Source organism: Tepidiphilus baoligensis (genome assembly GCF_012911495.1).
Classification (GTDB): domain Bacteria; phylum Pseudomonadota; class Gammaproteobacteria; order Burkholderiales; family Rhodocyclaceae; genus Tepidiphilus; species Tepidiphilus olei.
Genome location: NZ_JAAAUB010000006.1, coordinates 1 through 21,187 on the forward strand (window position 1 = coordinate 1; position 21,187 = coordinate 21,187).

The 21,187-nt window shown below is 66.7% G+C and carries 19 protein-coding genes; 8 read left to right on the plus strand and 11 right to left on the minus strand.

What is annotated here, in order from left to right; all coding sequences use genetic code 11:
- From GV368_RS05375 to GV368_RS05385, 3 genes are all read right to left on the minus strand, one after another.
- Positions 1-310, minus strand: a 310-nt coding sequence (locus tag GV368_RS05375) for a hypothetical protein (RefSeq protein WP_169115783.1), incomplete at its 3' end; no start/stop codon positions are given.
- Positions 307-1,290 (minus strand): DUF58 domain-containing protein, encoded by a 984-nt coding sequence (locus GV368_RS05380; RefSeq protein WP_169115784.1) that lies wholly within the window; start codon positions 1,288-1,290, stop codon positions 307-309. The genes GV368_RS05375 and GV368_RS05380, both read right to left, overlap by 4 nt.
- Positions 1,287-2,222 carry an AAA family ATPase gene (locus GV368_RS05385; RefSeq protein WP_169115785.1) on the minus strand — a complete coding sequence of 312 codons (936 nt, stop codon included), beginning with the start codon at positions 2,220-2,222 and terminating at the stop codon, positions 1,287-1,289. Before GV368_RS05385 ends, GV368_RS05380 begins: the two co-directional genes overlap by 4 nt.
- Before the next feature lie 110 nt (positions 2,223-2,332).
- Here GV368_RS05385 and GV368_RS05390 point away from each other — a divergent pair, with 110 nt between their 5' ends.
- The 6 genes from GV368_RS05390 to GV368_RS05415 are packed head-to-tail and all read left to right on the plus strand — an operon-like array spanning position 2,333 to position 7,875.
- Positions 2,333-3,259, plus strand: coding sequence for a histone deacetylase family protein (locus tag GV368_RS05390; protein WP_169115786.1), 927 nt, complete (start codon positions 2,333-2,335; stop codon positions 3,257-3,259).
- Positions 3,260-3,311: 52 nt separating this feature from the next.
- The gene (gene dapA, locus GV368_RS05395; protein WP_169115787.1) at positions 3,312-4,202 is read left to right on the plus strand and encodes a 4-hydroxy-tetrahydrodipicolinate synthase; all 891 of its coding nucleotides are present in this window, start codon (positions 3,312-3,314) and stop codon (positions 4,200-4,202) included.
- A 17-nt stretch (positions 4,203-4,219) separates the two neighbouring features.
- Entirely contained in the window at positions 4,220-5,362 is a 1,143-nt protein-coding gene (gene bamC, locus GV368_RS05400; protein ID WP_142808994.1) for an outer membrane protein assembly factor BamC, read from the plus strand.
- 5 nt (positions 5,363-5,367) lie between these two features.
- A complete protein-coding gene (gene rlmD / locus GV368_RS05405) occupies positions 5,368-6,675 on the plus strand; it encodes a 23S rRNA (uracil(1939)-C(5))-methyltransferase RlmD (protein ID WP_169115788.1) in 1,308 nt (435 codons plus the stop codon).
- A gap of 6 nt (positions 6,676-6,681) precedes the next feature.
- Entirely contained in the window at positions 6,682-7,059 is a 378-nt protein-coding gene (locus GV368_RS05410) for a diacylglycerol kinase (RefSeq protein ID WP_385916458.1), read from the plus strand.
- 15 nt (positions 7,060-7,074) lie between these two features.
- Entirely contained in the window at positions 7,075-7,875 is an 801-nt protein-coding gene (locus tag GV368_RS05415) for an undecaprenyl-diphosphate phosphatase (protein ID WP_169115789.1), read from the plus strand.
- Here the strand turns inward: GV368_RS05415 and GV368_RS05420 are convergent.
- From GV368_RS05420 to GV368_RS05440, 5 genes are all read right to left on the minus strand, one after another.
- Entirely contained in the window at positions 7,860-10,448 is a 2,589-nt protein-coding gene (locus tag GV368_RS05420) for a [protein-PII] uridylyltransferase (protein WP_169115790.1), read from the minus strand. The two genes, GV368_RS05415 and GV368_RS05420, sit on opposite strands and share 16 nt — an antisense overlap.
- Positions 10,432-11,259: a type I methionyl aminopeptidase gene (gene map, locus GV368_RS05425; protein WP_169115791.1), complete on the minus strand. Its 828-nt coding sequence runs from the start codon at positions 11,257-11,259 to the stop codon at positions 10,432-10,434. The genes GV368_RS05420 and map overlap by 17 nt, the downstream gene beginning before the upstream one ends.
- Before the next feature lie 17 nt (positions 11,260-11,276).
- Positions 11,277-12,381, minus strand: a protein-coding gene (gene prfB / locus GV368_RS05430) for a peptide chain release factor 2 (protein WP_142804719.1) whose coding sequence is annotated in 2 segments (ribosomal slippage) — positions 11,277-12,299 and positions 12,301-12,381 — 1,104 coding nt in all. Because the reading frame shifts where the segments join, the coding sequence is not laid out codon by codon here.
- A gap of 39 nt (positions 12,382-12,420) precedes the next feature.
- Entirely contained in the window at positions 12,421-14,139 is a 1,719-nt protein-coding gene (recJ, locus tag GV368_RS05435; protein ID WP_169115793.1) for a single-stranded-DNA-specific exonuclease RecJ, read from the minus strand.
- Positions 14,136-15,170: a hypothetical protein gene (locus GV368_RS05440; RefSeq protein WP_169115794.1), complete on the minus strand. Its 1,035-nt coding sequence runs from the start codon at positions 15,168-15,170 to the stop codon at positions 14,136-14,138. Before GV368_RS05440 ends, recJ begins: the two co-directional genes overlap by 4 nt.
- Before the next feature lie 51 nt (positions 15,171-15,221).
- Here GV368_RS05440 and GV368_RS05445 point away from each other — a divergent pair, with 51 nt between their 5' ends.
- Positions 15,222-16,472 (plus strand): lipoprotein-releasing ABC transporter permease subunit, encoded by a 1,251-nt coding sequence (locus GV368_RS05445; RefSeq protein WP_169115795.1) that lies wholly within the window; start codon positions 15,222-15,224, stop codon positions 16,470-16,472.
- On the plus strand, positions 16,465-17,163 hold the full coding sequence (locus GV368_RS05450) for an ABC transporter ATP-binding protein (protein ID WP_169115796.1): 699 nt from the start codon (positions 16,465-16,467) through the stop codon (positions 17,161-17,163). Before GV368_RS05445 ends, GV368_RS05450 begins: the two co-directional genes overlap by 8 nt.
- Positions 17,164-17,178: 15 nt before the next feature.
- Here GV368_RS05450 and GV368_RS05455 read toward each other — a convergent pair whose 3' ends face one another.
- The 3 genes from GV368_RS05455 to GV368_RS05465 are packed head-to-tail and all read right to left on the minus strand — an operon-like array spanning position 17,179 to position 21,168.
- Positions 17,179-17,757, minus strand: coding sequence for a DUF2062 domain-containing protein (locus GV368_RS05455; RefSeq protein ID WP_169115797.1), 579 nt, complete (start codon positions 17,755-17,757; stop codon positions 17,179-17,181).
- Between the two features lie 7 nt (positions 17,758-17,764).
- The gene (locus GV368_RS05460) at positions 17,765-18,733 is read right to left on the minus strand and encodes an alpha/beta fold hydrolase (RefSeq protein ID WP_142809015.1); all 969 of its coding nucleotides are present in this window, start codon (positions 18,731-18,733) and stop codon (positions 17,765-17,767) included.
- Positions 18,730-21,168, minus strand: a complete 2,439-nt coding sequence (locus tag GV368_RS05465) for a DNA internalization-related competence protein ComEC/Rec2 (protein WP_169115798.1) — start codon at positions 21,166-21,168, stop codon at positions 18,730-18,732. The genes GV368_RS05460 and GV368_RS05465 overlap by 4 nt, the downstream gene beginning before the upstream one ends.
- Positions 21,169-21,187: the final 19 nt, after the last annotated feature.

Here is a 21,187-nt window from a genome sequence, read left to right on the forward strand (position 1 = left end):
GGTTGCAATTGATCGGGGACAGGTTTCCCACGGATTCAGGATATTGCCAACGCACGACGAGTGCGCAGGCCAAACCCGTCAGCCACAGACGCCAACCGCCGAGTGCTCCCAGCTCTCGGCGCCGGCGCAGGAACCAGACGAAGGCAAGCAGGGCGACTCCGGCTTGGATGCCGAGAGGAAATTCGACGAATTGGCTCCCCAAGGCGAGCACGAGCGCCAGCGCGAGCGGTGCGGCGGCGGTACCGGCAAGGCGGCCTGTGAGCCGGTTCAGTCTGCGCAACAGTCGGGCGATCGGAGCGGACTCGCTCATGAGGTTTCCGATGGAAAAAGTGCCAGACGGCGGAGCACGGCGTGAAGATGGGATTCGCCCCGGTTGGGGGGTACGATGATGCCTGGTAATTCCACGCCGAAAGCCAGTCCTTGGCGATGGGCGGCGAGCACCCAGGCGCACAGACGTGAGAGGCGCGATTCCGTCTCGCCTGCGCTGAGCGTGTCGCTCCAGCGCAGCAACACGGAGCCACTGGCGGGGGATTCTCTGCGGGCCAGCATGCGCGGACCGCCGCGGGCGACGATCTTCCACACGATCCGCTGCAACGGCTCGCCCATCCTCCAAGGTCGGAGGTCGTCGAAGTCTTCTTCCCCGGAGCGAAGGCGTCGAGCGTGTGCGCTCGCTCCGTCGGTCGTGGCCGCAGCGACGCTCCACGGTGGAGCCTCGGGCTCGGGCCGGGGATAGACCCAGGCGGTGACCGTAGGCCAGAGCACCGTCCAGGCGCGGAACCAGCCGAAAGGGTGACGCGTGGCGACGGTGAGGCGTCCAAGGCGACGCAGGCCGCGCTGCCCGGCTTCCTGCTCGAGAAAAACCCGTACGGATCCCGCGGTAGGCGTGAGCACGGCGAAGGCGTGCGCATCGGGTGCACTGAGCGCCAAAGGACGCAAACGCGCCGTGTGGGCGCGTAGCGTGACCGGCCAGCGCACGTGTTCGCCGGCGAAAACGGCTTCGGGTTCGCTCACCTCGATCGTCACGCCACGCAGCGTGGCGGCGGTGGAAGGAATCGCCACGACCGCAACGGCCGCAAGCCAGAAGACGAGGGCGTGACCCAGGGAAAGGAGGTAGTTGATGGAGAGCAGCCAGAGCACGACTAGCGCAAGGGCGAATCCCACCCCGGCCGCGGTAGGGAGGATGTAGAGGGTGCGGTGGGTGACGGTGATCGTGCCTTCGGAGGCGGAAGCGCGGCGGCGCTGCCAGCGCTCCAGCCAGTTGCGCCAGATCGAAACGGCACGCAGGCTCATGGCACCGGCACCGTGGAGAGAATTCGCAGGGCCGTGTTCGTGCAGGCTTCGCGTTCGCCACTGCGCAGCACCAGGCGATGGGCTGTGGCGGCGACGAACACGGCTTGCACGTCTTCGGGCAAGACGAAGTCTCGGCCCGCGAGGAAGGCATGGGCACGGGCCGCGGCGAGCAGGGCAAGTCCCCCGCGGGGGCTCAAGCCTAGCCTTACGCCCGGATGCGTGCGCGTCTCCTGTACGAGTGAGAGCACGTAGTCGAGGAGCGCCTCGCGCACCGTCAGGGAACGCACGTCGGCTTGCCAGGCACGCAACTCGGTGGCGTCCGCCAACGGGCGCAGGGCGGCCAAGGCCGCGGCGCCGCCTTCTCCGGCCAGCAGGCGTTTTTCTACTTCCGGCGGCGGATAGCCGATTTCCAGGCGCAGCAGGAAGCGATCCAGCTCGCTCTCCGGCAAGGGGTAAGTGCCCACCTGTTCGAGGGGGTTCTGCGTGGCGATGACGCAGAAAGGTTCGGGCAGGGCGTGTGTGACTCCGTCGATGGTCACCTGGCGCTCGGCCATCGCTTCGAGCAGGGCGCTCTGCGTCTTGGGCGAGGCGCGGTTGAGCTCGTCGGCGAGCAGTACTTGATGAAAGATCGGTCCCGGCACGAAACGCAGCTCGCGCCCGACTTCGTCGAAGACCGAAAGACCGAGCAAGTCGGAAGGCAGGAGGTCGTTCGTGCCCTGGACGCGTCCGAAGTCGAGTCCGAAGACACGGGCGAGCGCCTGTGCCAGAGTCGTCTTGCCGACGCCGGGCAGGTCTTCGAGGAGGAGATGCCCGCCGGCGAGCAGCCCGGCGAGCGCCAGGCGAATCGTTTTCTCTTTTCCCAGGAGCACGGATTCGAGGGCGCGACGGATCGTACGAAGACGTTCGTGGAGCGGAGTGGTCGAGGGGCTCATCGGAGGGAGATTGCCAGCCGGGGGGAAAGACCCGATAATAGCCGATACGGACGGGCCAGAGGGAGGAGACGGTCTCGGGAGCTCGTCCGCTCATGGAGGGGATCCCCACGATGACGATGACCGCCCTGATCACCCATCGCGATTGCGCCTTGCACGAGATGGGTTCCTATCACCCCGAATGTCCCGAGCGGCTGGCGGCGATCCAGGATCGGCTGATCGCCACCGGTCTCGACCAGTATCTCGTCTATTACGATGCGCCTTTGGCCGAGCGTGAGCACCTCCTGCGGGCGCACACCGCCGAATATCTCGATGCGCTCGCTGCGAGCGCACCAGAAAAGGGTTTGGTTCACCTCGACCCGGACACGGCCATGAATCCACACACCCTGCGCGCGGCGTTGCGCGCGGCCGGCGCCGGTGTGCTCGCCGTCGATCTGGTGATGAAGGGGGAAGTGGAGAACGCTTTTTGCCTCGTGCGTCCGCCTGGTCATCACGCCGAACGCGCCAAGGCCATGGGGTTTTGTTTCTTCAACAACGTGGCGGTGGCAGCCCTGCACGCGCTGGAAGCCCACGGGCTCGAACGCGTGGCCATCGTCGATTTCGACGTACACCACGGCAATGGCACCGAGGACATCTTCCGCGACGATCCTCGGGTGGTGATGGTGAGCATCTTCCAGCATCCGTTCTATCCCTATAGCGGTACCGAGGATACGCCCAAACACATGGTCAACGTACCGGTACCGGCGGGAACCCGGGGCGACGCCTTTCGTCAAATCGTTTGGGACCTTTGGATACCCGCTTTACGCGAACACCAGCCGCAGATGATCTTCATCTCGGCCGGGTTCGATTCTCATTACGAAGACGATATGGGCAGTCTGGGGTTCGTCGAGAACGATTACGCATGGGTGACGCAGCAACTCGTCGATGTCGCGAAGGAGTGTGGGCATCGGCGCATCGTCTCGACGCTCGAAGGTGGGTACAATCTATCTTCGCTCGCACGCGCGGCCGTCGCCCATATCAAGGCGCTCGCGGAAAGCTGAGTCTCCAACGTACAATACAACCTTTGCGCAATTCTTTGCAGGAACCGCTCGCATGAACCGCATCACCGGCTCACTGGTCGCGATCGTCACCCCCATGCACGAAGACGGCAGCCTCGACTGGGAGCGATTCAAATCCCTGATCGATTGGCACATCACCGAAGGGACCGACGCCATCGTCGTGGTCGGCACCACGGGCGAATCGCCCACCGTGTCGTTCGAGGAACACGTCGAGCTCATTCGTGTGGCCGTGGCGCACGCCGCCGGGCGTATTCCCATCATCGCCGGCACGGGGGCCAATTCCACGAGCGAGGCGATCTACCTCGCCCAAGCGGCGCAGGAGGCCGGAGCCACGGCGCATCTCTCGGTCGTGCCGTATTACAACCGTCCGACGCAGGAGGGGCTCTACCGCCATTTTCGTGCCATCGCGGAAGCGGTGGATCTGCCGATGATCCTCTACAACGTGCCGGGGCGCACCGTGGCCGATCTGGCCAACGACACGACCTTGCGCTTGGCGCAGATTCCCAACATCGTCGGCATCAAGGATGCCACCGCCAACCTCGATCGTGCGTGCGATCTCATCGACCGGGCGCCCGAGGGGTTCCTCCTCTACTCGGGCGACGACATGACGGCGATGGCGTTCATGCTGCTCGGCGGCCACGGCACGATTTCGGTCACTGCCAACGTCGCCCCCCGCTTGATGCACGAGATGTGCACGGCGGCGGTGGCGGGCGATGCCGCGCGGGCACGCGAGTGCAACCGCCGCCTGGTCGGCCTGCACCGCGACCTCTTCTGCGAGGCCAATCCCATTCCGGTGAAATGGGCGCTGGCGCGCATGGGTCGGATCGCCGATGGCATCCGTTTGCCTCTCACCACGCTCTCGCCGGATTACCACGACCGCGTCCGCGCCGCCCTGGCGCGCGCTGGTATTACTCTCTCGCTTTGAATTCTGGAAACGACTGCATGAAGCCTTTCTTCTCACGCGAACTGGCCGGCTCGCTCGCGGCGCTGGCGGCCGTCGGCGTGCTCTCCGGTTGCAGCAGCAATGAGCTGCTCCAAGGCAAAAAAATCGATTACCGCAGTGAGCAGAAGGTGGCACCGCTCGAGGTGCCGCCCGATCTCGTCTCTCCGGCCAAGGAAGACCGTTTCGTCGTGCCGACCACGGCGGGAAAGGGGGGGGCCACGTTCTCGACCTACGTCGCCGAGCGCAACGCGCCCAAAGACGCCTCGCAGCGCGAGGTGCTGGTCGAGCCGAAGGAGGGGATGCGCATCGAGCGCGCCGGCACGCAGCGCTGGCTCGTGGTCGAGGGCACGCCCGATGCACTTTGGCCGAAACTGCGGGATTTCTGGCTCACGATGGGCTTTTCGCTGGCGGTCGATCGACCCGACATCGGCGTGCTCGAGACCGATTGGGCGGAGAATCGCGCGAAAATCCCCCAAGACTTCATCCGCAATACGCTCGGCAAGCTCATCGACAGCCTCTACTCCACGCCCGAGCGCGACAAATTCCGCATGCGCATCGAACCGGGCAAGAAGCCGGGTGAGATCGAGATCTACATCTCGCATCGCGGCATGCAGGAGATTTACCCGACCGAGGCCAAAGACCGTACCATCTGGCAACCGCGTCCGCCCGATCCCGATCTGGAGGCCGAGATGTTGCGCCGCCTCATGGTCTACCTCGGAGTCAAGGAAGAGCAAGCGCAGCAGATGCTGGCGCAAGCTCGGCCCAACCTGCGCGCGCGGCTCGAAACCGATGGCAATGTCGCCCGCCTCGTCGTCGACGATAACTTCGACCGGGCATGGCGACGCACGGGGCTGGCGCTGGATCGGATCGGCTTTACCGTCGAGGATCGCGATCCGGCGGAGGGTATCTACACCGTGCGCTATCTCGATCCGGACTTCGATAGCGGCCAGAGCGGTGGCTGGCTATCGCGTCTGGCCTTTTGGCGAGGCAGCGACAAGCCGCAGCAGAATACCCAGTATCGGGTGAGCGTTTCCGGGCAGGGGGACAAGTCCGTGGTTCAGGTACTGACTCTGGACAGCCAGCCCGATACCTCGAAGACGGCCAAGCAGATCCTCGAACTGCTCTACGAAGAACTGCAGTAGGGTCGATGGATCGGGTCCGCATCGAATCGCTCGATCTCGAGGGTCGCGGCGTGGCGCACGTCGAGGGCAAGGCCGTCTTCATCGAAGGGGCGCTGCCCGGCGAGCTGGTCGAGTTCACCGTAGTGCGGCGCCGTCCGAGCTACGAGCTGGGGCGGCTCACGCGGGTGGTTCGCCCTTCCAGCCAGCGCGTGGCGCCGCGTTGCCCGCACTTCGGCGTGTGCGGCGGCTGCGCCCTGCAGCATTTCGAACCGGCGGCGCAGGTGGCAGCCAAGCAGCGGGTGCTGGAAGACGCGCTGTGGCACATCGCTCGCGTGCGTCCCGCCCGGCTGCTCGCGCCAATCCACGGGCCTTACTGGGGCTACCGTAGCCGCGCGCGCATCGGGGTGCGCCTGGTGCCGAAGAAAGGCGGCGTGCTCGTGGGGTTTCGCGAGCGCAAGAGTAGCTACATTGCTGACATGACGCGCTGCGAGATCCTGCCGCCGCACGTCTCGGCGCTGCTGCCGACGCTGCGCACCCTCATCGGCGAGCTCTCTTGCCCCGACCGCATCCCCCAGCTGGAAGTGGCGGTGGGGGACGACGGGACCACCGTCCTCGTCTTTCGCCATCTGGTGCCGTTGCTGCCGGTCGATTTGGAGGCGCTCCGCGCCTTCGGGGCGCGGCACGGGGTGCAGGTGTGGTTGCAGCCGAAGGGGCCGGATTCGATCGTCCCGCTCTTCCTCGGCGAGGGGCGGCCTCTGGCCTACCGGCTGCCCGAGTTCGGCCTGACGCTGCGGTTCACGCCCACCGATTTCACCCAGGTGAACGTGGCCGTCAATCGCTTGCTGGTACGCCGCGCGATCGACTTGCTGGAGCCCTGCCCGGGCGAGCGCATCGCCGATTTCTTCTGCGGGCTGGGCAACTTCAGCCTGCCGATCGCCCGCCGGGGCGCGCAGGTGCTGGGCATCGAGGGTTCGGAGGCGCTGGTGGCGCGCGCCCTGGAGAATGCGCATACGAACGGCCTGGCCGAACGCTGCCGGTTCGATGCCGCCAACCTCTTCACCGTCACGCCCGACAGCCTCGCCGCGCTCGGTGCCTTCGACAAGTGGCTGGTCGATCCGCCGCGCGACGGGGCGATCGAGCTCGTCAAGGCGATCGATCCGGCCCGGGGGCCGCGGCGCATCGTCTATGTCTCGTGCAATCCGGCCACGCTCGCGCGCGACGCGGCGGTGCTGGTGCATGAGAAGGGCTATCGGCTGGAATCGGCCGGGGTGGCCAACATGTTCCCGCATACGGCGCACGTCGAGTCGATCGCGCGCTTCGAGCGGGCGGGCTGAGGACGGATCGTGCGCAAGAACGAGGGAGGGTGGCGGCATGCGCTCGTCGCCTTCGTCTATTCCTGGCAGGGATTGCGTGCGGCCTGGCGTCATGAAATGGCGTTTCGCCAGGAGGTGCTCGTCTTCGTGATGACCGTGCCACTCGCCTTGCTGTTGGGACGAACGTCGGTCGAGCGAGCTTTGTTGGTCGCGGCGACTTTGGTGGTGTTGGTCGTGGAGTTGCTCAATTCGGCGATCGAAGCGGTGTGTGATCTGGTGCATCCCGAAGCCCATCCGCTGGTGGCGCGGGCGAAGGATCTGGGAAGTGCCGCCGTGCTGCTGTCGATTGCGTGCGCCGCGCTCGTATGGGGTGGGGTGCTGTGGCTGAGGTTCGTGGGTGGGTGACGGAAGGGGATATCGATGGCGGGGATGACTTGGTGGGAAGCGGCGCTCTTGGGACTGGTGGAAGGGGCGACGGAATTCTTGCCGATCTCGTCGACGGGACACCTCATCATCGTGCAGGATCTGCTGGGACACACGGACGAGGCGAGCAAAGTCTTCAACGTGGCGATCCAGCTCGGGGCGATTCTGGCCGTGTGCTGGTATTACCGCGATCGGCTCTTCAGAGTGGCCCGGGGCGTGGGGCATGATCCCGCTGCACGGCGTTTCCTCGTCAACCTTTGCGTTGCTTTTTTGCCTGCGGCAGTGATCGGGCTCTTGGCGCACAAGGCGATCAAGGCGCATCTCTTCAACCCTCCGATGGTGGCTCTCGCGCTGGCGTTGGGGGCGGTGCTCATCTTCGTGGTGGAGCGATGGCGACCCGCACCGCGCATCCATAGCGTCGACGACATGCGGATACGCGATGCCTTGAAAGTGGGGTTTGCGCAGAGCTTGGCCTTGATCCCGGGCACCTCGCGCTCGGGGGCGACGATCATCGGCGGGATGGCGTTCGGTCTGTCGCGTCAGGCAGCGACGGAATTCTCGTTCTTCCTGGCGATCCCGACGATGTTCGCGGCGGTGATCTATGACGTGGCGAAGAACTGGTCGATGCTCAACGGAGACGATCTCGCTGCGATCGCCGTGGGTTTTGCCGTGGCCTTCGTTTCGGCCTTGGCGGCGGTGCGCTTCCTGCTCGGCTTCATCGCGCGTCACTCGTTCATCGGTTTCGCGTGGTATCGCTTGGCGTTGGCTTTCGTGGTTTGGGTCTATTTTGCCGCTTGAGACAAGTCGATCGCACGGGTGAGTTCGCTGACCAGCGCGTGGCGTCGTTGCGGGGATTCGAGCGCGTCGCCGCGAATGAGGAATGTGTCTTCGGCACGCTCGCCCAGCGTGTCGATGCGCGCCATGTCGATGGCGATCCCGTGACGTGCCAGGGTGCGCACGATTTTATAGAGCAGCCCGGGCTGATCGATGGCGGTGACGTTGAGGACGTAGTGTAGGCCCCGTTCGTCTGGATTGAGCTGGATTTGCGGGGTAAAGGGGAAGTGGCGTACCAGCCGTGGAAGGCGCCTGCTGCCGAGATCGGGCTCGGGGGGAGAGCCTGGCTGGCTCAGCCGACGCGGGAGTTCGTATTCGAGTAAGGGCAGGAGTTCACGCGCCGGCAGATCGTTCGGAGGCCGTAGCACGAAGCTGTCGAGCGCGTGGCCGGCATGGGTGGTGTGGATTTTCGCTTCCCAGACTTCGAGCCCGAGCTGAGTGAGGTAGGCGATGAGCCGCAAGAGCAGCTCGGGGGCGTCGCGCGTATAGACCATGAGTTGGATGCCGCCGTCCTCCGGCGACAGCCGTGCGCGTACTATCGGCTCTTCCTGTTGGAAGCGTCCGTAGAGGATGCGGGTGTGCCAGGCGATCTCTTCGGGGGAGTGGCGCAGGAAGTAGGCGGTATCTAGCGTGTGCCAGAATGGGGTCTCGGCCTCGGGGCGCAGGCCGTGGAATCGCAGCAAACGGCGGGCGTCTTCGAGCCGGGTGGTGAGCGGATCGTGCGCGATTCCTTGACGGCTCTGACGCAGGTGGCGGCGCGTCGCTTCGAACAAATCGTGCAGTAGCCGTTCTTTCCACGGAGTCCACACTTTGGGGCTGGTGCCGCGGATGTCGGCGTGGGTGAGGAGATAGAGGGCGATGAGGCGACGTTCGTCCCCCACCAGCGTGGCGAAGCGCGCCACGGCCTCAGGATCGCTGATGTCTTCTTTCTGCGCCGTACGTGACATTTCCAGATGATGGCGCACGAGCCAGACGACGAGTTCGGCGTCTGACGAATCGAGCCGGTGTTCGCGGCAGAATCGTTCGGCCTCTTCCGCGCCAATGAGGCTGTGATCCCCACCCCGTCCCTTGCCGATGTCGTGGAAGAGCGCGGCGAGGTAGAGCAGCCAGGGTTGCCCGAACTCGAACATCAGCGCATTCATCGCCGGATATTCGTGCGCGTGTTCGCCCATGGTGAAGCAGCGCAGGTTGCGTACGACCATCAGCGTATGGGTATCGACGGTGTAGGCGTGGTAGAGGTCGTACTGCATCTGGCAGATGATGCGCCGCCAGGGAGGGAGGTAGCGCGAGAGGATGCCGAACTGATTCATCCGCCGCAGGCCATGCACGATGCCGCGGCGCTGTTTCAGGAGGTCGAGGAAGAGTGCCTGGTGGCGGGGTTCGAGGTGATAGGCGTCGTCGATGAGCTCGCGGTGTGCCCACAGCAGACGCAGGGTGCGAGCGGTGAGGTCGGTGAGCTCGCTTCTTTGTGCGAGCAGCAGGAAGACTTCGAGGAGCGCCTCGGGGTGACGTACGAAAGTGTCCTCGCTCACCACGTCGAGCCGGTCGCCCCGCTGCTGGAACCGCTCGTTGATGGGGAAGGGCAGGCGCTGGCGCTCGGGGAAGAGGGCTTCGGCGAAAGTAGCCATGAGGATGGCGTTGAGCTGTAACACCTGCTTGACGGTGAGGTAGTAACGCTGCATGAAGACTTCGGCCGGGCGACGACCATCCTGTCCGGCAATGTCCAGGCACTGTGCGAGTTTCTCTTGATGATCGAACAATAAGCGGTCTTCGGCGCGGCGTGCGAGTAAGTGCAAATGGATGCGCACACGGGCGATGAAACTCTGGCAGCGCGACAGCGCCTGCGCTTCGGCGGGGGTGAGCAGACCTTTGGTGGCAAGCGCCGCCCAGCCGCCCCGATAACCGAGCGCCCGGGCGATCCAGATGAGGAGCTGCAGGTCGCGCAATCCGCCGGGGTGTTCCTTGCAATTGGGCTCGAGCGCGAAGGGTGAGCCGAGCATGCGGGCGTGGCGCTGTTCCTGTTCCTGGCGCTTGGCTTCATAAAAGGATCGTGGGTCGAGCCAGGTACGGTAGCGTTCGCGGAACGCGTGGTAGAGCGTGCGCGAGCCGGCAAGCAGCCGCGTTTCTAGGAGCGTGGTGGCGACCGTGATGTCCTCGTCGGCGAGCGCGAGCGACTGTTCGATCGTGCGCACGCTCGCCCCGACCTGCAAGCCCACGTCCCACAGCGCCGCCACGAGTGCGTGCACCCGTGCCTCGTCTTCGGCATCCGCCGTTTGGGCCAGCAGGATGAGGACGTCGATGTCGGAGTGGGGGTAGAGTTCGCCGCGGCCGTAGCCGCCCACGGCCAGGAGCGCCGCGCCGCGCGGCAAGGGATGGGTTTCGAGCAGGCGGCGCAGGGTTTCGTCGACCAGGTGCGCGTGGCGCGCGAGATAGCGCGCCGGCGAGAGGGAGCCTTCGAGGAAGGCGCGCGCGAACGCTTCGCGCCCCGTGGCGAGTTCGTCCTTGAGCGGGGCGAGGTGTTCAGCCGATGAAGCCATGGCCGAAGCGCTCGCGCACGATCTCGGGCGGCGGCGGGCAGCCGGGCGAGACGGTGAGTACTTCCACGCCGGTGTGGGTGACCAGCACCGCGTGTTCCCATTGCGCCGAGAGGCTGCGATCCTTGGTGATGACGGTCCAGCCGTCGGGCAGCACCGAGGTGGCCGCGCGGCCGGCGTTGATCATCGGTTCGATGGTGAAGATCATGCCGGGCTTGAGCTCGATGCCGGTGCCGGCTTTGCCGTAGTGCAGCACCTGCGGGTCTTCGTGGAACTTGCGCCCCACGCCGTGGCCGCAGTATTCGCGCACCACGGAGAAGCCGTGGCGTTCGGCATGGTGCTGGATGGCGGCGCCGATGTCGCCCAGGCGCGCCCCGGGCCGCACTTGGGCGATACCCAGCCACATACACTCGAACGTCACCTCCACCAGCCGTTTGGCGAGGATGCTCGTCTCGCCGCCGACGATGAACATGCGGCTGGTATCACCATGCCAGCCGTCCTTGATGACGGTGATGTCGATGTTGAGGATGTCGCCTTTCTTCAGTTTCTTCGGCGCGGGGATGCCGTGGCAGACGACGTGGTTGACCGAGGTGCAGATCGACTTGGGGTAGGGCCGGCTGCCGCCGCCGGTGTAGTTGAGCGGCGCGGGGATGGTGCCCTGGACGTTGACCATGTAGTCGTGACAGAGCCGGTCGAGCTCCTCGGTGGTGACGCCCGGCTGCACGTAGGGGGCGATGTAGTCGAGCACTTGGGCGGCCAGCCGCGAAGCGACTCGCATCTTTTCGTGGTCTTCGGGATTGGTATAGATCGCCATCGTTGGTTCGCTTCCGGTCAGACGCCCTGTTTGAGCGAGGCTTCGATGAAGCCGTCGAGATCGCCGTCGAGCACGGCCTGGGTGTTGCCCACCTCATAGCCGGTGCGCAGGTCCTTGATGCGCGACTGGTCGAGCACGTAGGAGCGGATCTGGTGCCCCCAGCCGATGTCGCTCTTGCTCTCTTCGAGCTTTTGCTGTTCCTCGCGGCGCTTGCGCAGTTCGTGCTCATAGAGGCGGGCGCGCAGCATGGACATGGCCGCGGCCCGGTTCTTGTGCTGGGAGCGGTCGTTCTGGCATTGGACGACGATGCCGGTGGGCAGGTGGGTGATGCGTACGGCCGAGTCGGTCCGGTTGACGTGCTGCCCGCCCGCGCCCGAGGCGCGGTAGGTATCGATGCGCAGATCCGCCGGGTTGATCTCGATCTCGATGGAGTCGTCGACTTCGGGGTAGACGAAGACCGAGGCGAAACTGGTGTGCCGTCGGGCGTTGGAGTCGAAGGGGCTCTTGCGCACCAGGCGGTGGATGCCCGTTTCGGTGCGCAGATGCCCGTAGGCGTAGGGGCCGTTGACCTTGATGGTCGCGCTCTTGATGCCGGCCACTTCTCCTTCGGATTCTTCGAGCAGTTCGGTCTGGAAGCCTTTGCGCTCGCAGTAGCGCAGGTACATGCGCTCGAGCATCGCCGCCCAGTCCTGGGCTTCGGTGCCGCCGGCGCCGGCCTGGATCTCGATGAAGCAGTTGCCCGGATCCATCGGGTCGGAGAACATCCGGCGCAGTTCGAGCTCGTGCAGCTTCGCATCCAGCGCGTCGACCTCGGGGATGAGCTGCTCGAGCGAGGCCTCGTCGTTTTCTTCATTGGCGAGTTCGAAGAGCTCGGCGAGCGCCTGGGCCGAGTCGGCCACTTCGTCGAGCGTCAGGACGACGTCTTCGAGTTCGCGCTTTTCCTTGCCGAGTTTTTGGGCCTGCTCGGGGTCGTTCCATACGGCGGGGTCTTCGAGGGCGCGGTTGACTTCTTCGAGCCGGCTTTTCTTCTCGGCGTAGTCAAAGATACCTCCGTAAGTCGGCGCCGCGCTCGGCGAGGCCATGGATTCGGGCTTCGAGTTCGTTGATCGCTTGGGCGTCCATCGTTTCTCCTGGAAAATGAGTAAAAATTTTGCTCGGGGATTATACGCTGCCGGCTTCGACCCCGGCGGGACGGGCGAGTTCGATCTGCAGCCGCAGCCGCTCGACGCCGTTCCACGCATCGCGTATGGGACGGTAGGCGAGCTCGACCTCGGAGGGCAGCGGTTCGGCATGGCCGAAGAAGATCGCCTCGCACGATTGGCGGGCACGGCGCAGCTTGAGCTGCAGGTGCGCGTCCTTGAGGAGGCGCTGTTCGGTGACCGTGAAGGCGTCGAGAAAAACCGGCGGGGGGAAACCCTGTCCCCAGACTTCGCCCTCGAGCCGGCCGACGGTGGCGAGCGTGAGCGCTTCGAGCGGAAGCGACCCGTCGGTGGGCAGCTCCGCCACGCCCAGCGCTTCGGTGCCGATCGTGTGCGCCGCCTCTTCGAACGCCTGCTCGAAGCGGGCGAGGTCGGCGGCGCGCAGGGTCACGCCGGCGGCCATGGCGTGTCCGCCGAAGCGCAGCAACAGCCCGGGGTGTTTCTTGCTGATCCAGTCTAGCGCATCGCGCAAGTGCAGTCCGGGGACGGAGCGGCCGGAGCCCTTGAGCAGATCTTCATCGCCCGGGGCAAAGGCGAAGACGGGGCGATGGTAGCGCTCCTTGATGCGCCCGGCGACGATGCCGATCACGCCCTGATGCCACTCGGGATGAAAGAGCGTGAGCGTGGCGCGACCCTCGAGCGCGAGGGCATCGAGCGCGAGCTCGGCCTGCTCGCGCATCTGCGCCTCGATCCCGCGCCGTTCCCGGTTGATGTCTTCGAGCCGCTGGGCGAGTTCCAGCGCGCGGCTCGGGTCGTCCTCGAGCAGGCAGGCGATGCCCAGGCTCATGTCTTCCAGCCGTCCGGCGGCGTTGAGGCGGGGGCCGAGAAAGAATCCCAGATCCTGGGCGGTGGCGCGGGCGGGGTCTCTCCGAGCCACCTGGAAGAGGGCGCGCATGCCCGGTTGCATCCGGCCGGCGCGGATGCGGCTCAGTCCCTGGGTGACGAGGATGCGGTTGTTGTGATCGAGCCGTACGACGTCGGCCACCGTCCCCAAGGCGACGAGATCGAGGAGCTGCGCGAGATTGGGTTCGGGGCGGGCTGCGAACGCGCCGCGCTGGCGCAGCTCGGCGCGCAGGGCCAGCATCACGTAGAAGATCACCCCTACGCCGGCGATTGCCTTGCTGGGGAAGTCGCAGCCAGGCTGATTGGGATCGACGATGGCGTCGGCTTCGGGCAGGACGTCGCCGGGAAGGTGGTGGTCGGTGATCACGAGGCTCATGCCGAGCGCCCGGGCGGCCGCAGCCCCTTCGACGCTGGCGATGCCGTTGTCGACCGTGATGAGCACGTCCGGTGCGAAACGTTCGGCCGCGAGTGCCACGATCTCGGGCGAGAGCCCGTAGCCGTAGGTGAAGCGGTTGGGGACGAGGAAATCGGCCCGGGCCCCCAGGGCGCGCAACGCGCGTACGGCCACGGCGGTGGCGGTGGCGCCGTCGCAGTCGTAGTCGCCGACGACCACGATGCGTGCCTGCGCTTCGATCGCATCGGCCAACAGCTCGGCCGCCTCACGCGTGCCTTTCATCGCTTCGGGCGGCAGAAGGCGTGTGAGCGCCGTGTCGGTCTCGGCGGGGTGCTCGATGCCGCGGGCGGCGTAGAGGCGGGCGAGCAGGGGGTCGATGCCGGCTTCGAGCAGTCGCTCCAGGGCACGGCGCGGCGTGGGGCGGACGGTGGGACGGGGGGTCATTGGGCGGTTTCCTCCAGCAGCCGCGCGAGTGTGTGCGGGCGGCGAAAAAGGCGGCGCAAAGGAGCGAGGCGGCGGCACGATGGGGTGATCTCCAGGCGCACGCTCGCCTTGTCGCCGGGCAGCAGGAGCGAGAGGCGCGGCAAGCGGGCTTCGAACCCGGCGAGCCAGTCGCGATCGAGGGCGGCGAGGGCCGTACGCCAGGCGGTGAGGTCGAGCCGTCGGCAAGGGGCTTCGGCGGCATCGAGGAGCGCCACGTCGAACGTCTGACCCGTGTCGTGCCCGGCGAGCACGAGGTCGTGTCCGGCGGCACTCGCCCAGCCGCGTGCGAGGGGATCGAGCGTATCCATGCCGAGCACGCGGCGGAAAGGGACGGCGTTCGCCGCGGGCTGTTCGTTGCCCCACAACCACAGAGAATCGAGGGTGGGCCATCCCCGGCGGCGGCGTTCGGCATTGACGGGATGTGCGTGCAACCAGACCTGGATTTCGTTCATCAAGCGTCGCCAGCGCCGGGCGTCTTCCCCTTGGGGTAAAAGGAGGTCGAGCGAGCGGCCGGAGGCTTCGTCGAGCGGGACGAAACGCACCCCCTCGGCAGGAGCGGCGAGCCGCAAGTAGCCGCGCTGCGGCGTGGCGAGCTCGAATCCCAGGATCCACTCTGGAGCGAGCTGCGTGAGCCAGGCGGAGAGATCGGAGGCCAGGGCAGCGGCTTCTTCAGAGTCGAGTCCCGCTTCGCCCGGCTCGGTGACGACGATGCGATCGCGCGCGAGCGTCAGCGTCACCGGGTCGGCGCACAGCAGGAAACCGCCGGGGGAAGGCGGCGCCCCTGTTTCACCTCTCCGGCGCAGCTCGGCGAGCGGGGCCGGCGCCGGTCCCAGCACGGTGGCGAGCGTTTCGCGGTATGATCTCGGCGATTCGCGACGGCAGGCGCCCACGGCGAGCCAGCGTTCGAGCGTGGGGTGCGCAACGCCGTCGAGCAGGCCGTGCGCGCCGGCATTGGGCCAGAGCAAGCCGGGGAGGACGACGGTCGGAATCATGGGGCGATTGTACCGTCGACGACGTGCCCCACGGAAAACGGAAAAGGAACGATGTACGAAGGGTTCATCGGCTGGCGCTATACGCGTCGGCAACGCGGCACGCGCGGGCGCAACGCGTTCGTGTCGTTCATCTCGCTGGTCTCCATGCTGGGCCTGATGCTGGGCGTGGCCGCCCTCATCGTGGTGCTGTCGGTGATGAACGGGTTTCAGGACGAACTGCGTCATCGCATCCTGGGGGTCGCCTCGCACATCGAGGTGTCGTCCCAGAGGGGGATGCTTGAAGCCTGGCCGGCGGTGCTCGATCGGGTGCGGCGTCATCCGGAGGTGCTCGGGGCGGCGCCCTTCATCCAGGAACAGGCGATGGTGAGCGGCAATGGCCGCGTGCAAGGGGTGGGCGTGCGGGGCATCGAGCCCTCGCTCGAGCGCGGTGTTGCCCAATTCGCCGATTATCTGCGGGCGGGCAGCCTCGATGCCTTGCAGCCTCATTCCTACGGGATCATTCTGGGCACGGATCTGGCCCGACGCCTGGCCGTGGGGCTGGGGGACGAGGTGACGCTGATCGCGCCCACGGCCACGGCCACGCTGGCGGGTGTCATGCCGCGGGTGCGCGCTTTTCGCGTGGTTGGACTTTTCGAATCGGGTATGTATGAATACGACTCGGGGCTGGTGCTGGTGCATCTGCGCGATGCCCAGGCGCTCTATCGCTACGGCGAGGCGGTTACCGGGGTGCGCCTGAAAGTGCGCGACCTCTTCGCTGCGCCGGCCGTGGTGCGCCAACTCGCCCCGACGCTGCCCGCCGGCCTGTGGCTGCGCGACTGGACGCAGACGCACGCCAATTTCTTCCGCGCCGTGCAGCTGGAGAAAACGATGATGACCCTCATCCTCTTTCTCATCGTGGCGGTCGCCGCGTTCAACATCGTCTCGACCCTGGTGATGGCGGTGCAGGACAAGACCGCCGACATCGCCATTCTGCGCACCCTGGGCGCGAGCCCGGCTTCCGTCATGGCGATTTTCATCGTGCAGGGCACGACCATCGGTGTGCTGGGGCTGACGGCGGGGCTTGCGCTGGGGCTCGCGATCGCGCACCACCTCGACGTAGTGGTGCCGGCGCTCGAACATCTCACCGGGGCAACCTTGTGGAACAAGGAGATCTACTTCCTGAGTGAGTTGCCCTCGAAGGTGCTCGCTGCCGACGTGCTGCGCGTGCTCACCGGTTCTTTCGTGCTCACGCTGCTTGCCACCCTCTATCCCAGCTGGCGCGCTTCGCGCCTGCAACCGGCCGAGGCGCTACGCCATGAGTGAGACGACGATGCCCGACGCTCCGGTGCTCCAGGCGCAGGGGCTGAGCAAGGTGTACCTCGACGCGGGCGCACCGCTCACCATCCTCGAGGGCGTGGATTTGTCGGTGCAGGCCGGCGAGCGAGTGGCCATCGTCGGCGCCTCGGGTTCGGGCAAGAGCACCTTGTTGCACCTGCTCGGCGGGCTCGATCGGCCGAGCAGCGGAGAAGTGCGCTGGTCGGGACAGACGGTGTTCGCGCTCGACGAGGCGGCACGCGGGCGGCTGCGCAATGCCATGCTCGGCTTCGTCTATCAATTCCATCATCTGCTGCCGGAATTCACCGCGCTCGAAAACGTGGCGCTGCCATGGATGATCCGGCGCCGGCCCAAAGCCGAGGCCCTAGAGCGGGCCCGGGCGCTGCTGTGTGAAGTCGGGCTGGAGGCGCGCCTCGCGCATTTCCCGTCCCAGCTCTCGGGCGGTGAGCGCCAGCGCGTGGCGATCGCCCGGGCGCTGGTCACCGAGCCACTCTGCCTGCTCGCCGACGAACCCACCGGCAACCTCGACCGGACGAACGCCGAGCGTGTCTTCGAATTGCTGCTCTCGCTCACCCGCACGCGCGGCATGGCGCTGGTGGTCGTCACCCACGACGAGCGCCTGGCCGCCCGGCTCGACCGCCGGCTCGTGCTGGAGTCGGGGCGGCTGGTAGCAGTATGATGTAGTGATGTCAGCTCATCCCTGCTTCTTTTTAGGTGCAAGGGAAGTCGTCGCCATGCGATGGCGGCTCTGGCGTCGTTGCCACTGGTGAATCAGATGCCATCGCCACCAGGCGCGCACGAGGAAATAGCCTGCAATGGCAAGCGTGCTCGCCAGCACGAAGAGGCCGAGAAAGAGCGGTGTCCCCAAGGAGGCCACCCAGGCGAACGCCTGATCCATCCATTCACCCAGGCTTTGCTCATCCCATTCGGGCGCGGGCTGAAAGCCGCCGTTTTCTCGTCCGAGCAGGAAGCTTCCGATCTGGAAGGCGGCGAAATAGATCACGGGGATGGTGAAGGGGTTCGTATAGAGGGTGGTGAACACGGCCACCGGCAGATTGGCGCGAAAGAGGACGCACAGGAGCGCGGCCGTGAGCATCTGGAACGGCCCGGGGATGAGACCGCACCACAGGCCGATGGCCACACCCGCCGATACGGAGCGGCGGTTGATGTGCCACAGGCGCGGATGGAGCAGGGTGTTGCGGAAAGGACGCAGCCAGCGATTGTCGCGCACGACTTCGTGATTCGGCAGAATGCGTTTGAACCAGCGGCGCATGGGAACCTCAGGGCGAGGAGCGATCGAGCAAAAATTCCTCGACGATGGCGATCTGTTTCCGATCCATCAGCGCCGGGGCGTGGCCGACGCCGGGGATCTCGACCAGCTTGGCGCGCGGGCCGCGGCGGGTCATCGCTTCGGCGGTCTCGTGCGTGAGGAGGTCCGATTCGGCGCCGCGCAGCACCAGGGTGGGGCAGCGGATGGCATCCCACAGGGCCCAGAGATCGACGTCGAGTGCCGGCTGCGTCTGGAAAGGGACGGCGATGCCGGGGTCGTAGCGCAGCACCCAGCGGCCGTCCACGTCCTGGCGCACCGAATGTAAAGTGAGATGCCGCCACTGCGCGTCCGTGAGCGGTCCAAACGGCGCGTGGATGCGCCGCAGGTAGGCTTCGGCCTCTTCCAGGCTGGCGAAGTGCGGTGTTTCGCCCACGTAGCGCCCGATGCGTTCGAGCGAGGCGGCCGAGAGCACGGGGCCCACGTCGTTGAGCACCAGCTTGTCGATCGGGCTCATGGGCTGCGCGGCGAGCGTCATGCCGATCAATCCCCCCATGGAGGTACCGACCCAGTGCAGGGTCTTGGGGCGGATCTTGCCGAGCAGAGTGAGCATGTCCGAGACATAGAGCGGGATCGTGTAGTCGGTCTTGACGGTGAGCCAGTCGGAGAGCCCGCGGCCGACTACGTCGGGGCAAATGACTCGGTAATAGGGTGCGAGCGCGCGGGCGAGTTCGTCGAAATCGCGTCCGGTGCGCGTGAGACCATGCACGCACAGCAGCACCCTGGGGTTGGTAGGGTCGCCCCATTCGTAGTAGACCATACGGTGGATGCCATGCGGGCCGACGCACATGATGTGATCGGTGCGCATTTCGGTGGGGTGGTCGGTGCGGCGCGGCGCAAATCCGCCGTCGGGGGTGCGTGAGGCGGGGCGCGCGCCGGCGAGCCAGCGCTTGGCGCGTTCGAGCCAGTCGGCCAGACTCATGGAGAATGCTCCTCTTCGCAGGAAGGTTCTTGCCAGAGAGAATACCAGTAGCGCTGGGTTTGCGCACGCCAGGCACGCACCGTCGGCTCGTTCCTGCCGAAGAAGGTTGTGATCGCACCGTCGCGGTCGCTGCGCCACGCTCGTGCGCCGGCCTGACGCCAGGCCGTGGCGACCTCACAGGCTGGATGGTGGAAGCGATTGCGGTAGCCGACGGCATAGACGACATGGCGCGCACCCGTGGCCTCGATCCATTCGGGGGCGGAGCTCGTCTTGCTGCCATGATGCCCGGCGACGATGATCTCGGCACGCAGCGCTTGCGCCGGCAAGGTGGCGATCAGATGACGTTCGCCGCGCAGGCTAAGGTCGCCCGACACGATCGCCGCACCGGTTTGCGTCTCTATGCGCAGCACACAGGAGGCGTCGTTGTCTCCGCGCCCTTTCCAGGGATCGGCAAGGTCGGGATGGAGGATGGCAAAGCGCACGCCGTCCCATTCCCAGCGATCGTCGCGGCTGCAGGGCAGTGCCAGCGGATGGAGCGCCGCGAGGCCCGATTCGTCCATGCCGCCGGCGCGCACGGAGGCAACGGGGACTGCCCGCGCGAGCGCAGGCCAGCCGCCGACGTGGTCGTTGTCCGGGTGCGAGAGGATGACCCGATCGAGCCGGCGCACGCCTTGGGTGCGAAGATAGGGGACGAGCACGCGGCTGCCGGCGTCGAACCCGCCTTGCCGGGGGCCGGTGTCGAAGACGAGATCGTGCGCGGCGGTCTGCACGTGTACCGCCAGCCCCTGTCCGACGTCGAGCACCGTGAGGCGCGCCTCTCCCGGTCCCGGGCGCGGCGGCTGCCAGAGGAAAATCAGGGAAAATCCGGCGAGCACGGCGAGCGCGCGCGCCGGCGTGCCGCGTGGCAGGAGCGCCCAAGCGATTGCGGCGGTAGCGGCGAGCACCACGGGCCACGGCGGAGGTGGCAGGCTCAGCATCGCACCGGGTATCGAGGCACAAAAACGCAACACCGCTTCGAGCGCGGCGACGCTCGCATCGAAGGCGCCGACGAAAAATCCGGTGGGAAAGACGAGCACCAGCAGCGCGAGCGGGGTGACCACCCAGCTCACCCAGGGAATGGCGACCAGATTGGCCAGTGTGCCGAGTGCGGCGACGTTGCCGAACCAGCCGAGCACTACGGGCGCCAAAAGTAAGGTCATGCGCCATTGCAGCAGGACGAGGTCGCGGCCCGAGGCGAGCAGGGAGCGGTACCACGGTGGGGAGTCTTCCAGGCTTGCCGACTCGGGCGCGAGCGAGTCCTGCGTCGAGGGCGAGCCTTGGACGATGATCGCGCCCATGGCGAGGAAAGAGAGCCAAAAACCGGGCGCGCCCACCGCCCAGGGATCGAAGACGAGCACCGCCCACAGGCTCAGCATCAACACCGACCAGGAAGAGACGAAACGTCCGCTGGCGAAGGCCAGCGCCGCCGCCATCAGCATCGTCACCGTGCGCTGCGTGGGTATTCCCAGGCCGGAGAGCGCCGCATAGGCGAGCGCCGCGAGCACGCCGGCGATCAATCCTACTTGCCGTGCCGGCAAGCGCAGCAGACGGGCGGGATCGCGTCGCCACAGCGCCGCCGCGATGCCGCCGGCGAGCAGCGCCACCAGCGTTACGTGGAGCCCCGAGATGCTGACCAGGTGCGCCGTGCCGGTGGCGGCGATCGTCTGCCAGGTATCATCGTCGAAACCGCCCCGCTCGCCGATCGCCAGCGCACCCAGCCAATCGCCGTGGCGCGCCCCCGTGCGTTCCAACCGTTGCCGTGCCGCCTCGCGCCAGCGCTCGAGCAGCACCCGCGGGGTCCAGACGGTGCCGGGAAGGGCCGTGGGCGGTGCCGTCACCCGGCCGGTGGCGCCGATACCCCGGGAAAACCAGAAAAACTCGCGATCGAAAACGCCGGCATCGGCGAGTCCGTGCGGCGGACGCAGGGTCACCCGCAGCCGCCAGCGCGAACCGGGCTGCCAGAAAGCATCGGGAAAAGGCGGGGCGTTTCGCGCCGCAGGAGCGAGTAACCACAGGGTGGACGGAACGCCCGCCGGAGCCTCGTCGACGGCGAAGGCGAAACGGCGACCGGTTTCATCGGCCGCCCCCAGAGCGCGCACGTAGCCCTCGACTGCGAGCTCACGCTCGGCGAGCGCTTCCGGCAGGCGGTCGGCCAGGCGCACCGCGCTGCGCCAGCCGCTCGAGGAGAAGGCGAGCAGGAAGGCGGCAAGCAGAATCAGCCCGTGCGCGCGCAGATCCGGCGCGTCGGGTGCTTCGCGCCAGCGCCGCCACCCCAGGACGAAGGCGAGCGCGCCGGCAAGGAACAGGGCCGAGAACGTCCCCCGGCCCGGCAGCGCCGGCAACAGGTGCAGCGCGACGCAACCGAGCAGCCAGCCGGGGGCGAGCGTGGCGATCACGGCTGACCATCCCGCCGGC

Excerpts from the sequence above, each read along its gene's own strand:
- GV368_RS05380 (WP_169115784.1), bottom strand. The coding sequence starts at position 1,290 with ATGAGCCTGCGTGCCGTTTCGATCTGGCGCAACTGGCTGGAGCGCTGG.
- GV368_RS05385 (WP_169115785.1), bottom strand. The coding sequence starts at position 2,222 with ATGAGCCCCTCGACCACTCCGCTCCACGAACGTCTTCGTACGATCCGT.
- GV368_RS05390 (WP_169115786.1), top strand. The coding sequence starts at position 2,333 with ATGACGATGACCGCCCTGATCACCCATCGCGATTGCGCCTTGCACGAG.
- dapA (WP_169115787.1), top strand. The coding sequence starts at position 3,312 with ATGAACCGCATCACCGGCTCACTGGTCGCGATCGTCACCCCCATGCAC.
- bamC (WP_142808994.1), top strand. The coding sequence starts at position 4,220 with ATGAAGCCTTTCTTCTCACGCGAACTGGCCGGCTCGCTCGCGGCGCTG.
- rlmD (WP_169115788.1), top strand. The coding sequence starts at position 5,368 with ATGGATCGGGTCCGCATCGAATCGCTCGATCTCGAGGGTCGCGGCGTG.
- GV368_RS05415 (WP_169115789.1), top strand. The coding sequence starts at position 7,075 with ATGGCGGGGATGACTTGGTGGGAAGCGGCGCTCTTGGGACTGGTGGAA.
- GV368_RS05420 (WP_169115790.1), bottom strand. The coding sequence starts at position 10,448 with ATGGCTTCATCGGCTGAACACCTCGCCCCGCTCAAGGACGAACTCGCC.
- map (WP_169115791.1), bottom strand. The coding sequence starts at position 11,259 with ATGGCGATCTATACCAATCCCGAAGACCACGAAAAGATGCGAGTCGCT.
- recJ (WP_169115793.1), bottom strand. The coding sequence starts at position 14,139 with ATGACCCCCCGTCCCACCGTCCGCCCCACGCCGCGCCGTGCCCTGGAG.
- GV368_RS05440 (WP_169115794.1), bottom strand. The coding sequence starts at position 15,170 with ATGATTCCGACCGTCGTCCTCCCCGGCTTGCTCTGGCCCAATGCCGGC.
- GV368_RS05445 (WP_169115795.1), top strand. The coding sequence starts at position 15,222 with ATGTACGAAGGGTTCATCGGCTGGCGCTATACGCGTCGGCAACGCGGC.
- GV368_RS05450 (WP_169115796.1), top strand. The coding sequence starts at position 16,465 with ATGAGTGAGACGACGATGCCCGACGCTCCGGTGCTCCAGGCGCAGGGG.
- GV368_RS05455 (WP_169115797.1), bottom strand. The coding sequence starts at position 17,757 with ATGCGCCGCTGGTTCAAACGCATTCTGCCGAATCACGAAGTCGTGCGC.
- GV368_RS05460 (WP_142809015.1), bottom strand. The coding sequence starts at position 18,733 with ATGAGTCTGGCCGACTGGCTCGAACGCGCCAAGCGCTGGCTCGCCGGC.